Below are 14,927 nucleotides of genomic sequence, written 5' to 3' on the forward strand. Positions count from 1 at the left end.
AGACTATTTTACGTCTCGTTGCCTCAGGTATTCCCGAAACCTGCGGAAAAGGAGACGCAAGATGTTGCGTCTCTACGTTAGGCGGCTTTGCGTTGCATGGCTTTCTTAACGGCTTCAACAATTCTATCTGCTGTCAGGCCGTATTTTTCCATCAACTGGGCCGGTGTACCGCTTTCCCCGAAGGTATCATGAACACCGATCATTTCCAGCGGAGCCGGGTAATTACGGGCCAGTACCTGCGCTACGCTATCGCCTAAACCGCCGTTCAGCATGTGTTCTTCGGCCGAAACCGCACAACCGGTTTTCTTCACCGAAGCCAGAATTGCTTCTTCATCTAACGGTTTAATCGTATGAATATTGATGATATCAGCTTCAATTCCTTCTTCAGCCAGCTTCTCACCCGCCTGAATGGCTTCCCATACCAGGTGACCGGTCGCAAAAATCGACACGTCCGGACCTTCGTTCAGGATAACGGCTTTACCGATTTCGAATTTCTGATCGGCCGGGGTAAATATCGGTACCACCGGACGGCCGAAACGCAGATATACAGGCCCTTCATGCTCAGCAATAGCAATAGTAGCGGCCTTAGTCTGATTAAAATCGCACGGGTTAATGACGGTCATGTTCGGCAACATTTTCATCATCCCGAGGTCTTCCAGAATCTGGTGCGTCGCTCCGTCCTCACCCAATGTCAAACCGGCGTGTGATGCACAAATTTTAACATTTTTGTTAGAGTAACAAACCGACTGACGAATTTGATCATACACACGGCCTGTTGCGAAGTTGGCAAACGTCGTGGCAAACGGGATTTTACCACCGATGGTCAGGCCGGCTGCTACCCCGATCATGTTTGCTTCGGCAATCCCGCACTGGACATAACGCTCCGGAAACTCCTTGATAAAGCCTTCCAGTTTCAGGGAACCAGCGAGGTCGGCAGTCATTGCCACCACATCCGGGTTTGTCCGGCCCAGCTCCAGAATTCCTGCGCCAAAGCCTGAACGAGTATCTTTCTTTTCGGTAAACGTGTATTTTTTCATGTCTGTTATCCGGCCGTCGAAGCGAGCCGTTGCAATTTAGTTAAAAAGTATCGTGCCGACGGGCAATTCGGATGTTCCGCTGCCCGTTCGGGTGTAAAGCCGTACTTGAGCATCCGGCTTACCAGAATGGCCTTACCACCGACACCACGTCCTGTTTTTAGTAAAAAAAGGTTTTTCAGATACTCAAATGGCGCAGGTATTTTTTCGGGTTCTCTGCAATAATAACCGGTATCATTCAGCATTCCCTTCAGCGTCTCTGTATCACTCAAAAACCAGGCTTCAATCTGCCTTACTGCTACCACAACGTGTTGATTTGGCAACGCATTGATTCGTTCTCTCGTCAGCGTAACACATAAATCATCATCGGAGTCGGTCAGGATCACAATTTGCTGTGCGCCACGCAGGGCCAGTTCTTTGGTAATCAGCCCGATATTGTGCGGTAATAGATTGCCTCCCCCCTTAGCATCAATAACCTCAAAAACGCACTCGATCCGGTTCTGATGCAGCCAGGCCTGAAAGGCATCTGACTGGATAATTGCCTTTTCGGTTTTGCCTTCACAAATAAAGCCAACCTTTACCACGGCAGCCCACCTCCAAGAGCATTTGTGAGCCAGGCTTCGTCCATACGCCAGCCTTTCAGGTCATCGCCGTTGAATTGTCTGATTCTGGTGGAGCCTTGTTTTTTATCAACCACAACCAGTTCTTCCGGACGAACCCGCGACGCCATTGTCTGCGAATGTGTATTGAGCCAGATATAATGTCCGCGCTCTTCACACATCGTACGGAAAAAATCAACCAACTCACCGGCCACCTGCGGGTGCAACCCGTTTTCCGGCTCTTCAATGCACAGAAACTGCGGTCTATCGTCGCTTTGGTAAACCGCCGTCAGCAATGCCAGAATGTTGTAGGTACCATCTGAAATCAGATTTTTGGTAAAAGGTTTGTCTGAAAACTGCTCATACCAAAGTAACGTTTCATCGGTACTATACTGATTCTTTATTACCTCGACTGACTTAAATTCAGGAACAAAAAGCGCTAACCATTCAAAGAATTCGTTTTTCAGAATTATATCAGTTAAAACCCGCTTCAACACTTTCTCAAGATTTGTAGCAGCGCCATTTAAACTACTATCATCAATAAAACGCTTTCGAAGAAGCTTTTCATTACCAACAAAAATTCTGCTAAACCTTCTGGCGAAATCTAAGTAGCGTTCTTCGTTCTTTATCAGGCTTTGTTCATCAAAAGCTACTAGTCCAACTTCAACTAATAATTTATTAGCATCTAATTCACTTATAGTTTGATAGGAGCTATTCCTGGCCCATACAAACGTGTCTGTTTCTATTTGAAAACGATAGTTTGAAGAGTTGTCTATCAACCTGTTCTGAAGATAATCTGCACCACCAAAAAGCCGTAACTTCTCTCCAACATCTGTTTGTGGGATATGAAACTCCAGCGCCTCGAAAATATTGGATTTGCCAGACCCGTTGGGCCCGACAAATACCGTAAACGGATTAGGCTCAATGAGCTCAATCCGTTCAATGGATTTAAAATTTTCGATGACAAGGCGCTTGATCTTCATACGCTACAGAGATCTTGATTCAGGCAATGCTTTCGCTAAATCACGCAATCGCACATTCACTCAATGGCTTAATAATCCGCCTGTCCGACGGTTTGTGGTAATTGATTTAAGGCAACGGCAAGCTGCTCATCGTTCGGCGCAACACCGTGCCATTTGTGGCTACCCATCATGTAATCGATGCCATAGCCCATTTCGGTATGCATCAGAATCAGGGTTGGTACGTCGGCATCCTTGCGCGATGCTTTCAGTTTTGCCACCACGTCGGCCATGTTGTTGCCTTCCATGTGCTCCACGTTCCAGCCGAATGCCTTGTATTTTTCGCCCAGATCGCGGTTGTTCATCACCAGACTCGTCGGACCGTCGATCTGCTGACCGTTCAGGTCAATTACGGCCGTCAGGTTACCCAGTTTGTGGTGCGGCGCAAAGGTAGCCCCTTCCCAGACCTGACCTTCCTGCTGCTCACCATCGCCCATCAGCACATACACGTGAGAGTCGTCGCCGTTCAGGCGCTTGGCCAGGGCAGCTCCGCAGGCGACCGATAAACCCTGACCCAATGAACCCGAGGCAATACGAACGCCCGGCAGGTGCTCAGCCGTAGTGGGGTGCCCCTGCAGACGGCTGTCCAGTTTCCGGAACGTTGCCAGTTCTGAAACCGGGAAATAGCCCCGACGAGCCAGTACTGAGTAAAACAACGGAGAAATATGGCCGTTCGACAGGAAGAAAACGTCTTCCCCTTTGGCGTCCATGTCAAAAATAACCGTTCCCTGCCCGTCTTCTTTCAGACGCATTACATCAAAATAAAGCGCTACCAGAAAATCAGTACAGCCCAGCGATCCGCCAGGGTGGCCTGAATTTACGGCATGCACCATCCGAACGATGTCGCGCCGAACCTGAGTAGCAATCTGTTCGAGTTGTTGGATTTCCATAGTTTTAGGTTTGCAAGCCTTGCAGTGGCCTCCGGGGAGGTCGTTAACTTACTTTAAAATTTGTTCTGCGTGTTTTTTTGTATCCACTTTTCCGATGATTTCCGTGATCACACCCCCTTCGTCAATGACAAAAGTAGTCCGTACCGTGCCCATGTACGTGCGGCCATACATCGATTTTTCTTTCCATACGTCATAAGCCTCTACCACTTTCTGATCGGTATCGGATATTAACGTAAAGGGAAGCTCATATTTGCTGATGAATTTCTGGTGCGCTTTTTCGCCGTCAACGCTTACGCCAATGACTTCATAACCCGCCTGCTGAAGGGCCGTATAATTGTCGCGTAAACTGCAGGCCTGCGCCGTACAGCCCGGCGTATCGTCTTTCGGGTAAAAATACAGGACAACTTTTTTGCCCCGATAGTCAGATAAACGGACCCTGTTGCCGTTCTGATCATTAGCCGTAAAATCCGGCGCTACATCGCCAACTTGTAAACTCATAGTCGAATGGTTTCCGTGCTTTATTTACCGGCGGCGCTTTTTGGATTTCCCCTTTGGTGCCGCTTTTTTCTTAGCCGCCGATTTCGCTTTTACCTTTGCTTTGGGCTTTGGCTTACTGATGGTGGTCCGGGTAGTTGACACGTTGCCCGAGCGGTCGGTGACTTCGATGATCACTTCCGCGTCGTCCGGAAAATCTTCGTCCGGGTTCAGTTTATCCGACCAGATCAGCGCCCGTTTATAATCATACTGCATCAGCAGCCACTCGCCGTCAACTGAGGCCCGGAAGGTACCGATTCCGGAGCGGTCATCGCTGATGCGGGCCGAAATGCCGTTTGCCGAAGCCGACAACATAGTAATAGACGGCGGATTAACGTCTGTTTGCAACTGAAAACGTCCCAGTTCTTTTGTTTTAAACTCAATCCGGCCGTTTTTCCAGGTCCCCCCGACATACCGGCTTCGCCCGCCGCTGACCATATACACCCGCGTACGGGACGTATCGACGGCCACCGGATAGGTCGGGGTCCAGTTTACCGTCAGATAGTCATTGATCGGAATGGTTGGCTGGTTAATTTCCAGGATGCCGCCCGGCAACTGCCGCGTTGTCAGATAGAGCGTATCAAACAGTGTTTTACTGTCAAAATTCAGTTTTACCCCCCCCCCTTCGTATTCCTGCGGTTTGCCCGGCAGTATCCGCTTCCGGAAATTGGTAGCGACCACGCCGCGCCCCACCTGAATCGAATCCGGCATGTGTTTGTTCAGATCGATCAGGTATATGCCCTGATTCTGGCGGATGTAACTTACCGGCAGTTCTTCAATCGTCGACCCGTGGAAGAGTAAGGCTACCGGTACTTCGGTCGTCCGGAAATTCCGTACGGCCAGTTTCAATACACTTTCGTCTACTGTAATGGTAACCGCTTCAGCCGCACTGCCCGGTACCACCGACGTTGCCTGCACGACCGTTGCGGGTTCGGGCTGCAACGTAAACCGTAGTACGGCCGGATTCTGATAGACATCAAAGAGGGTGACCTCGATTTCATGCGGCTGTCCGTCGAACAACGGTAAGCGACCACGCCGGCCATCGGTCCGGTAAATGGGCAATGTATTTCCGTCGGCAACGTAACACCGGTGATACCGCATGCCGAACAACTGTTCTACCTCGTAGTTTTCGTGGATGTTCATCAACCGCGTCAGCTCATTGGGAAACGTGTCCATGTTGTACGCAAACACCTCTTTGCCATCCAGCTTGATTTCGATGCAGTTGAGTCCGTTTTTATACGGCGATCCGCCGGTACGGTCATACCCCAGAATCTCCATTCCGATCAGCCCCGAAGCCGTTATCGGCTGGTTTACCCCGTAGGTTCCGTCGGCGCGGCGCACCGGCGCGACATTGATCCGCTGGTACTCCCCATTGATGCGCGAAGTAGTGGTGAGGGTCTTCAGCGCAATCCGTTCGATAATCGGGGGCAGGTTATCACTCAGTTCCCTGAAATCATACAGCAGCGGGTTGATGAGATTGTCCTTCGGATCACGTACCTCAAAATGCAGGTGCGGTCCGCCGGAGCCCCCCGTATTGCCGGAAAGCGCCACGATGTCGCCTTTTTTCACCGGAAACTGACCGGGAGCCGGACGCAGGTCAATTTCAAACGTTTGTTTGCGGTATTGCTGCTCGCGCAGGTACACGCCCAGCGTATCCTTCAGTTCTTTCAGGTGACCGTAAACGGTAGTCAGCCCGTTCGGGTGTTTGATAAAAATGACATTGCCATAGCCTCCCGTAAAGACGGCAATCCGCGAGATATAGCCATCAGCGGCAGCATACACATTCAGTCCTTCCCGGCCACCGGTCCGGATATCCAGACCGGCATGAAAGTGGTTTGACCGCAGATCGCCCAACCCTCCCGAAAGCGAGTTGGCCAGACCTGGCTGGATGGGAAACATAAAGTAGCCCGGCTCCAGGTAATTCGGGCCATTTTCCGACGTCAGGGCTGTTTTTTTTATCTCCCGCTTCAGTTGCCCAAACACACCGCCAATTACACCAAGCGATAAAAAACCAGCCAGTAAAGTGCTTTTCCCAAACCGTCGAATACTCATTCTTAATCGTTAACTACTATGAAAGCCCGTAGACAGGCATACTAAACCTTTATTTCACCTCAAAATCCAGCATTACCTGGTCTTCCAGGTACGCCGTGAGCCGGTCGCCCGGTCTTACGCCGCTTACGCCTTTCGGGGTGCCGGTAAAGATGATATCTCCCTGCTGCAGCAAAAAATACCGGGAGACAAATGAGATCAGGTAATCGATTTTGTACAGCATCAGGCTGGTATTCCCCTGCTGCCGGGTCTCCCCGTTGATGTCGAGCCGGAAGTTAATATCCTGCAAATCCGCAAACTGGCTTTTAGGCACAAACCCGGAAATCGGGGCGGAGCCGTTAAAGCCTTTGGCCAGATCCCAGGGCAAGCCTTTCGCCTTCAGTTTACTCTGCACGTCACGTGCCGTAAAGTCGATACCAATGCCGATTTCGTCGTAGTATTTATAGGCGAATTTTTCGTCGATATTTTTACCGGTCCGGCTGATTTTGATCAGAATTTCTACCTCATGGTGCACGTCCGATGAAAAATCCGGATAATAAAACGTGTCATTATTTCGTAGAATAGCCGTTTCGGGTTTAGTAAAGATGACGGGATCATCGGGCTGCTCGTTGTTGAGCTCTTTAATATGTTCTGCGTAGTTGCGGCCGACAGCAATGATTTTCATGTATCAGAGAAGCACAGAAGAGGTCTGTATCCAGTTAAACGATCCGTTTTAAAGCCGCAAATCTACGGACTAATGACGGTGTGGCCGAATCCGACAATAAAAAAAATGAACAATCACTAGCTAAAAAAGGTACATATTTGGCAGTTTTGCCGTCAGATTACTTATAAATCGTTTACTACAATGAAGAAAATACTTTTTGGCGTTTTACTGATCTCAATGGCCATCGGCTGCCAGAAGGTCCCGTTGACCGGCAGAAATCAGCTAGCATTCGTCCCGAACTCGACGTTATTACCCATGTCGTTTACCAACTATAAAGAAGTACTGGATACGAGTACGGTGGTTAACAATGGCTCACAGGCCGACATGATCAAGCGTGTGGGTGGGCGTCTACGTACGGCCATGGAAAACTACATGAAAGCCAACAATTTAGGCGACCGCCTGAATGGCTATCAGTGGGAGTTCAACCTGATACAAAGTCCACAGGTGAATGCCTGGTGTATGCCCGGCGGTAAGGTGGCTTTCTACACCGGTATTCTGCCGTACTGTCAGGGGGAGGCAGGTGTGGCAACGGTTATGGGCCACGAAATTTCACACGCTATTGCTGAGCATGGCAATGAGCGCATGAGTGAAGGCCTTGTGGCAAACGGCCTGATTCAGGGCGGTCAACTTGTTTTGGGTACGTTATCACAGACTCAGAAAAGTCAGGCGAATGCGCTGTTGCTACAGGCGGCGGGTGTTGCTCTGCCCGTTGGTTATCAGCTCGGCCGTGAGTTGCCCCATAGCCGTGCTCAGGAATCAGAAGCCGATCACCTCGGGCTGATCTTCATGGCCATGGCGGGCTATGACCCCAACGAAGCAGTAGCTTTCTGGACCCGCATGGCCAAAGCCGGTTCCGGTCAGAAACCGCCGGAATTTCTGTCGACGCACCCGTCTGATGAGCGCCGGATCAACGATATCCAGAAGCTGATGCCAGAGGCCATGAAATATTATAAGCGATAAGGTTTGTTATTCTTACCGGTACATCTGGTCGGCAGAAGGTTTCTCAAGGTTCTCACCACGCAAGTGAATAAGATTCCTCCTGCGTCGGAATGACAAAAAATTAAACCCAAAAAGGCCCCGGAGCAGCTGCTCCGGGGCCTTTTTGGGTTATGCGTCAGGTTGCGATTACATCGCCGACAATACCTGCTTTACTTTTTCAGCGGCCTCTTTCAGCTGCACAGCCGAGTACACCTTCAGGCCTGACTCGTCGATGATCCGGGCACCTTCTTCGGCGTTTGTTCCTTGCAGACGTACAATGATCGGGATCGGGATATCACCAATTGCCTTGTATGCTTCCACAACGCCGGTCGCCACACGGTCGCAACGAACGATACCACCGAAGATGTTGATCAGGATTGCTTTTACGTTCGGATCTTTCAGGATGATACGGAAACCGGCTTCCACCGTTTTCGCGTTGGCTCCACCTCCTACGTCCAGGAAGTTGGCAGGCTCACCACCCGAGAGTTTGATGATATCCATCGTAGCCATCGCCAGACCAGCACCGTTCACCATACAACCTACGTTACCGTCTAGTTTTACGTAGTTCAGGTCGTTGGCCGATGCTTCAACTTCGAGCGGATCTTCTTCCGTGATGTCGCGCAGGTTAGCCAGATCCGGATGACGGTACAGGGCATTATCGTCAAGGTTTACTTTGGCATCAACCGCCAGGATTTTGTTGTCCGACGTTTTCAGCACCGGGTTGATTTCAAACATAGACGCGTCTGAATCAACGTAAGCCTTATATAAGGATGTAACGAATTTCACCATTTCTTTGAAGGCTTCACCGGTCAGGCCAAGGGCGAACGCAATTTTACGGGCCTGGAACGGTTGTAAGCCAACGGCTGGATTAATCCATTCTTTAATGATTTTTTCCGGACTATGTTCAGCCACTTCTTCAATATCCATACCCCCTTCCGTGCTGGCCATAATCACATTGCAGGCATTCGCACGGTCGAGCAGGATACTCATGTACAATTCTTTCGGCTCCGAATCGCCCGGGTAGAATACATCCTGGGCAACCAGTACCTTACTTACTTTTTTGCCTTCAGGGCCGGTCTGATGCGTTACCAGTACGTTACCAATCAGGTTGGTAGCAATGGTACGTACATCTTCCACTGACTTCGCCAGCGCAACACCACGCTGCTCTGACCCCTGGACCTTACCCTTACCGCGGCCACCAGCATGAATCTGTGATTTGACGACTACAAATTTAGAGTTCGTCTGGGCCATGATCTGTTTAGCTGCCTCAACCGCCTTTTCCGGCGATTCGGCAACGATACCTTCCTGAATCCGGACGCCGTAGCGCTTCAGTATTTCTTTACCCTGGTACTCGTGTATATTCATGACAAATAAAGGAAAACAGTAGTTTTGCGTTCGCGCGGCAAGTTAGCCAATAATTTGGTTGGGTAATCAGTTTATAGCGCACAGTTTTCATTTACCCGCGCCAATCCGTCCGAAACTGCGCGAAATAAACAACAAAACGCACACTTTATGCAAACACTCCTTCAGGCAACCGACCTGCGTCGTACGTATGGTAATCTTCCCGTTTTAAAGGGTATTAATCTCACCATTCAGTCGGGCGAGGTCGTCTCCGTTGTCGGCGCTTCGGGAGCTGGTAAAAGTACATTATTACATATTCTGGGCACCCTCGACCGCCCCGATAGCGGCGAACTGGTACTGGCCGGCGAATCCGCGTTTACTCTGAATGACCGCGAGCTGGCCCGTTTCCGGAATGAGCGGATTGGCTTTATCTTTCAGTTTCATAACCTGCTGCCTGAATTTACCGCCCTCGAAAACGTATGTCTTCCCGGATTCATCGCGGGAAAACCGGAAGCCGATGTCCGGAAACGGGCAGCAGAACTCCTGACCTCACTGGGCTTAAAAGACCGGATTGATCACTTTCCCTCACAGATGTCGGGCGGAGAGCAACAGCGGACCGCCGTCGCCCGTGCCCTGATTAATCAGCCCGACATTGTTTTTGCCGACGAACCCAGCGGTAATCTGGATTCACAAAATGCGCAGGAGCTTCATCAGCTATTTTTTAACTTAAGGGATCAATTCGGTCAAACGTTTGTTATTGTAACGCATAACCAACAGTTAGCGGAACTGGCAGACAGAACTTTAACTATACGGGACGGACAAATAGGTGACACTAAAAACCTGTAGCCTTTTAGTACTTTTTATCTTTTTGATAAAATATAGTTCACTAACTATCAACAACTTACAAAATTGTTGAAAAAAAATTAACGAACGGGAAACAATTATTTGTTACTTTCGTTTTATTATTGCGTCGAAAAGAAAAGTTTTTCATAACGTTGAGTAAATCAGAAAGCCAAGAGAGTGTCTCGCTTGGCTTTTTTGTTTTGTATACCCCAAGGCGCTGATTCTGCCCCGATTCTTTCTCTCCGGACCGTTCCCTCACCTTTTCTGAACATTCTGTCTCTGAAAAAGTCTATATGATGTAAACTGCAACAGCAGATTCATAAATCATTAAACTATCAACGTCATGAACGAGACAACAATCAAAGGCGCATGGAATGAGCTTAAAGGCAAAATCAAACAAGCTTACGGTGATCTGACAGACGACGATCTGACTTACGAAGAAGGTAAAGAAGACGAAATGTGGGGCCGGGTTCAGCAAAAAACCGGCAAGACAAAAGATGAGATCAAAAAAGCAGTGGCTGATCTGTAACAGCCTGAACGGATTATAATGAAAACACCCCGGCAGGTAAAACCTGCCGGGGTGTTTTCATTATTGCTTTTCTGCGTTATCCCGTCAGCTTTACTTTATAATTCCCGGCAAACTTCAGTTTCCCGTCCAGTTTCAGATTACGCATGGTAACCGACTGCCCTACGGTTACGGTATGACCGGGACAAATCCGGACAAATTCGTTCGGGAACGGCATCCGCCCAACTGTCCACGTATTTTTATCGGTCCAGTCACCGGATGTGACCGACTCAACCATGTTGGAAAACAACGAGACCGTCGGAAAATTACGGAACAACAAGGTGTCGGTTTTACTTTGCCCGGCCCCGAACCAGTCGTTCAGAATATCATTGTATACCCGCCGGAAGTCTATCTGCATTTTAATGTCCTTGTTGGTGCCGGTTCCGGAAAGATCAGACAGGTTCGGGTTTGTCCCGATCGTGCTGTGCTTTACCCCCGAGCCAAAAACAAACATGGGGGCTGCCACGCCGTGATCCGTTCCCTTTGAGTTATTCGAATTCGCCCGGCGGCCAAACTCCGAGAAGGTCATGCCGATCACCTTATCTTCAATTCCCTGTAGTTTCAGATCCTGCTGGAAAAGGGCAATTCCGTCTGACAGTTTAGCCAGCAACGTGGCGTGTGCCCCCTTGGTATTATCCGTCGTATCGACCTGCCCTGAGTGCGTATCAAAACCGCCGAGCGATACGAAGTAAATCTTCGTTTTCAGGCCGCCGTGAATTAAGCGCGACACAATTTTCAGCTGATCGGCCAGTGAGTTTGTACCCGATGTAGGATAAGTCGCAAGGTTTTTACCGGCATCGGCTGCTTTTTTGATTTCCCCGGCATAGCCTACTGACAAGGCCTGTTGCTGCCGGATAAACGAAATCAGATCCCCGGCATCGCAGCAGGGCAGGTCGCCTGGCGAGGTAGCACTAGCCGCTCCCACCAGCTGGTAAAAGCTATCCGGGTTGCTGATCGCGATTCCCATCGATCCCTGACTACCCAGCAAGGCGGTTGAGGTCAGATACCCAATCTGAATCGCCAGCGGATCTTCCATATTGGTGTTTGGGTAACCCGTCGGATAGCCCGGAAAACGATCCTCCAGGTAACGGCCAGCCCAGCCCGAATCAGATGTCTGGGTGCTGTCTACGGCTGTCATCCAGATATCCGTAGCGCGGTAATGGGACTGATCCGGGTTGGGGTATGATACCGAATGAACAATCGATAGCTTCCCGTCATTATAGAGGCTTTGCAGCCCGGTCATGGCCGGATGCAGCCCCGTGGTATCGTTGCCGGTTAGTGTCAGGGCACTGGCCTGTGGAATGGCAATGTTGCTGCGGAGGGTAGTATACGCCGGATACTGGTCGAGCGGTAACACCATGTTCAGGCCATCGTTGCCGCCGTTCAGGTAAATGATCACCAGCACACGGTCAGTATTGGCGGCGGTAGTCTGCAAAAGCGACTGCACCAGCACAGAATCACGGGCCAGCGCCTTCATCCCGAATCCGTCAATCATTACCGGCAACACACAAGCCGAACTCGCTTTAAAAAAATCTCTACGGTTCATGATGTTCGATCTGGTTGGTTAACAAAGCTGATACTCCGCCATGCGAAGCATGTACTTCATCAGGTTTTGAAGCCGGTTGGTCACGGCATTTTTGCGGTTGGTGTTGGTTGGTGTTGTCCGGTAGTTATTCCATTCGTTGACCCACGACGTGCGCGGAATTCCCTGCATCATGATGGTATCGATCAGGAAATCCTTCTGCGACGGGAAGAGGTCGGTGGCAAAGAGGTTTTTCGTAAACGCCTCCAGCACATCCACACAGGTAATCGATGGCGTTCCGGCTACATCGGAGAAGTTGGCTTGCAGGGATGTTGCCCAAGCCAGCACATCGATGCCCATTTTATAAGGGACACCTGTGCCATAGTAATTGGCATCTACCACCAGCCAGCGCCAGATAAAGGCATCCGTAAAATCGCTTCGTAAGGCAATGGTGGTGGTATTCATCCAGATTTTAGAGTACCCGGTCTGGTAATAAGGCTCGTACCCGAACACCGTCGGCTGATCGATTGCATCCATTTGCATATCGCGCATCCGCCAGTGGGCAAAATCACCGAACAGCTTTTTATAGGCCGTATAGTTGGTGGCCATCGGCGGAACGGGCTGATCAAAAAACTTCAGCGAGCCAATCACCAGTTCAAGGGGTGATTTGATGATGGCACCGATATTGGACACATCGAAGAAAATCTGGCTGGTGAGCAGTTTCTCAATCACCGGCTGAATCGCGTAATTGTTGGACGGGCTGGCAAAAAACTGCGCCAGCGGCACAATGACGTTTGTTTCGATTTCCCGGGTCACATTCGGATTTACGTACCAGCGATACAGCTTACGGCAGATAAATTTCGGCGTTTCGGGATGATTGAGCAGCATGGTAATCAGGTCACTCAAATCGGCCTCACCCGTATTGGCAAACCCTGCCGGCGCCGTTGTCCGGGCCGGAATGGTGGTGTTGTTATATTTTGCCGAAAAAACCTTGGCGTCCGTGTCGTGCTTAGTGGCCGTGAAGGTAGTGTCAAAGGTAGTTGACCCGTTAACCCAGTAGTTGGAGTATTTCCAACCGGTCAGAGCGCGGGCCGCAACTTTCACATCGTCTTCGGTATAGTTCTTGTTGCCCGCAAAATCAAACGCGCCGACCGTAAATAACTCCTGCAGCTCGCGGGCATAATTTTCATTCGGCTTACCCTTCTCATTCTCGTTCCCGTTCAGAAAACGCAGCATGGCAGGATCTTTGCTGATACCAGTCACCAGCGTCCGGAAATTGCCCAGCGCATTGGTCCGCAGCAGCTGAAAATACCGCCAGACAAACCGGTAATCATCTACCACCTCACGGGTCGTGACAAAGTGATTTTGCCAGAAAAGCGTTAGTTTTTCCAGCAACGCCGGCTTGTTCGACTGATCAGCCATGATACCATACCACCACCACTTTATATACGTGCCGAAATCAAAATTCCGGTCTCCGTTAAAGGGTTTGTCGAGGTAGGTCTGACCTGCCGTGGCCTTCGTGCTGTCCAGATCGATCGGGGGAGACGGCGACAGATTTGCATTCCGGATCAGAAGCTGCACGGCCTGGGTAGCCGTTTTGCCGGTAAACCCGGTAATTTCTGCTTGTGTGGGCCCAAATGTGGCTCGTCGCAACATATGAGCAGCCGTCTTTGCCGTAAGCGGTTGCGTATACGTGTCTAGATAGGGCATTAACGATTATGAATTACTGTTTCGTTACGGATGTATCCGGTCTGCTAACCGGATCTGGGTAGTTGAATGGTATAGCAAGTTAAGGAAATTTAGGTAATTTTCATCCTCTAATTCACCTTAACACTATTTCCGTAAATTAAAGAAACTCTTTTTTGACCGCTCTTCGAGCGCTGACATCGTCTATGAATAAACTAGTCACTCTGATCATTACCGGCTTCGTATGCTGGTCTTGCCATTCTTCAGATCAGGAGTCCTTTTCTCTTTCGCCCACGATTACCATTTTCTCTGAAAAGCCGGCCGACCTTACCGCTCCTGCCGCCAATCCGCCGAAGCAGCTTCCGGAAGGCATGGTATATGTACCGGGCGGCTATGTGCTGGTTGGCTCGGAAGATGGCCTTGAGCAGGAAAAGCCCACTTTCTGGGCCCTGCTGAAGCCCTTCCTCATGGATCAGCACGAAGTGACCGTCGGTGAGTTCCGGCAGTTTATCAAGGCAACCGGCTACAAAACACAGGCCGAACAATTCGGGGATGCCGGTGTTCTGAGCGATTCGACGAAAGAGTGGACGCTGGTGCCGGGGGCAACCTGGGAATTTCCGCAGGGACCCAAGGCCGGAAAAGCCACCGATAACCTGCCGGTCACGCAGGTATCCTGGAACGACGCAACGGCCTATGCCAAATGGGCCGGTAAACGGCTGCCCCACGAAATTGAGTGGGAACACGCTGCCCGTAACGGCCGCAATGACCGTACCCTTTACCCCTTCGGCGATGAACTGGCTCCCGGCGGCAAGGCACTGGCCAACACCTGGAACGGTACCTTCCCCAACTTCGATCAGGTAACAGACGGCTTTCACCACGCCTCGCCCGTCGGATATTACGGAAAAACGCCGCTCGGTTTAACCGACATGGCCGGTAATGTCTGGGAATGGTGTGCCAACTGGAAAATTTCCTATCAGGATCTGCTCACCAAAACAGAACCCAAAGCCGGACCGGAAACAGAACGGGCACAGCGCGGCGGTTCTTACCTCTGCGAACCTTCGTGGTGCCACGGTTACCGCGTTTCGGGACGTTCGGGCAGTACGCCGGAGACCTCTCTGATGCACCTTGGTTTCCGCTGTGTGCAGGATTTGCGATAACGATTTA

General features: G+C 50.4%; 14 protein-coding genes. 4 read left to right on the forward strand and 10 right to left on the reverse strand.

Features of this window, described 5'->3' with window-relative positions; all coding sequences use genetic code 11:
• Positions 1-77: 77 nt before the first annotated feature.
• The 7 genes from BLX24_RS03365 to BLX24_RS03395 form a co-directional block, all read right to left on the reverse strand.
• Complete coding sequence (locus BLX24_RS03365; RefSeq protein ID WP_071501617.1) at positions 78-1,037, reverse strand: transketolase family protein; 960 nt, start codon at positions 1,035-1,037, stop codon at positions 78-80.
• Between the two features lie 5 nt (positions 1,038-1,042).
• On the reverse strand, positions 1,043-1,618 hold the full coding sequence (locus tag BLX24_RS03370) for a hypothetical protein (protein ID WP_071501618.1): 576 nt from the start codon (positions 1,616-1,618) through the stop codon (positions 1,043-1,045).
• Positions 1,612-2,616, reverse strand: coding sequence for an AAA family ATPase (locus BLX24_RS03375; RefSeq protein WP_071501619.1), 1,005 nt, complete (start codon positions 2,614-2,616; stop codon positions 1,612-1,614). Before BLX24_RS03375 ends, BLX24_RS03370 begins: the two co-directional genes overlap by 7 nt.
• 68 nt (positions 2,617-2,684) lie before the next feature.
• Positions 2,685-3,542: a transketolase gene (locus tag BLX24_RS03380; protein WP_071501620.1), complete on the reverse strand. Its 858-nt coding sequence runs from the start codon at positions 3,540-3,542 to the stop codon at positions 2,685-2,687.
• A 48-nt stretch (positions 3,543-3,590) separates the two neighbouring features.
• Complete coding sequence (bcp, locus tag BLX24_RS03385) at positions 3,591-4,040, reverse strand: thioredoxin-dependent thiol peroxidase (protein WP_071501621.1); 450 nt, start codon at positions 4,038-4,040, stop codon at positions 3,591-3,593.
• Positions 4,041-4,064: 24 nt separating this feature from the next.
• Positions 4,065-6,128 (reverse strand): M23 family metallopeptidase, encoded by a 2,064-nt coding sequence (locus BLX24_RS03390; RefSeq protein ID WP_083421763.1) that lies wholly within the window; start codon positions 6,126-6,128, stop codon positions 4,065-4,067.
• Between the two features lie 49 nt (positions 6,129-6,177).
• Complete coding sequence (locus BLX24_RS03395) at positions 6,178-6,789, reverse strand: fumarylacetoacetate hydrolase family protein (protein ID WP_071501622.1); 612 nt, start codon at positions 6,787-6,789, stop codon at positions 6,178-6,180.
• 180 nt (positions 6,790-6,969) lie between these two features.
• On the opposite strand from BLX24_RS03395, the gene BLX24_RS03400 reads away from it, so the two are divergent.
• Entirely contained in the window at positions 6,970-7,788 is an 819-nt protein-coding gene (locus BLX24_RS03400; protein WP_071501623.1) for a M48 family metallopeptidase, read from the forward strand.
• A 165-nt stretch (positions 7,789-7,953) separates the two neighbouring features.
• Here the strand turns inward: BLX24_RS03400 and sucC are convergent, their stop codons facing one another.
• Positions 7,954-9,171: an ADP-forming succinate--CoA ligase subunit beta gene (sucC, locus tag BLX24_RS03405; RefSeq protein ID WP_071501624.1), complete on the reverse strand. Its 1,218-nt coding sequence runs from the start codon at positions 9,169-9,171 to the stop codon at positions 7,954-7,956.
• 147 nt (positions 9,172-9,318) lie between these two features.
• Between sucC and BLX24_RS03410 the strand changes: the two genes are divergently transcribed.
• Positions 9,319-9,993: an ABC transporter ATP-binding protein gene (locus BLX24_RS03410; protein ID WP_071501625.1), complete on the forward strand. Its 675-nt coding sequence runs from the start codon at positions 9,319-9,321 to the stop codon at positions 9,991-9,993.
• Between the two features lie 340 nt (positions 9,994-10,333).
• Entirely contained in the window at positions 10,334-10,519 is a 186-nt protein-coding gene (locus tag BLX24_RS03415; RefSeq protein ID WP_071501626.1) for a CsbD family protein, read from the forward strand.
• A gap of 76 nt (positions 10,520-10,595) precedes the next feature.
• Here the strand turns inward: BLX24_RS03415 and BLX24_RS03420 are convergent, their stop codons facing one another.
• On the reverse strand, positions 10,596-12,101 hold the full coding sequence (locus BLX24_RS03420) for a DUF1501 domain-containing protein (protein ID WP_071501627.1): 1,506 nt from the start codon (positions 12,099-12,101) through the stop codon (positions 10,596-10,598).
• Between the two features lie 18 nt (positions 12,102-12,119).
• Positions 12,120-13,787 carry a DUF1800 domain-containing protein gene (locus BLX24_RS03425; RefSeq protein ID WP_071501628.1) on the reverse strand — a complete coding sequence of 556 codons (1,668 nt, stop codon included), beginning with the start codon at positions 13,785-13,787 and terminating at the stop codon, positions 12,120-12,122.
• A gap of 182 nt (positions 13,788-13,969) precedes the next feature.
• Between BLX24_RS03425 and BLX24_RS03430 the strand changes: the two genes are divergently transcribed.
• Entirely contained in the window at positions 13,970-14,920 is a 951-nt protein-coding gene (locus BLX24_RS03430; RefSeq protein WP_071501629.1) for a formylglycine-generating enzyme family protein, read from the forward strand.
• Positions 14,921-14,927 lie beyond the last annotated feature (7 nt).

It is taken from the genome of Arsenicibacter rosenii, from assembly GCF_001870735.1.
GTDB classification, from domain to species: domain Bacteria; phylum Bacteroidota; class Bacteroidia; order Cytophagales; family Spirosomataceae; genus Arsenicibacter; species Arsenicibacter rosenii.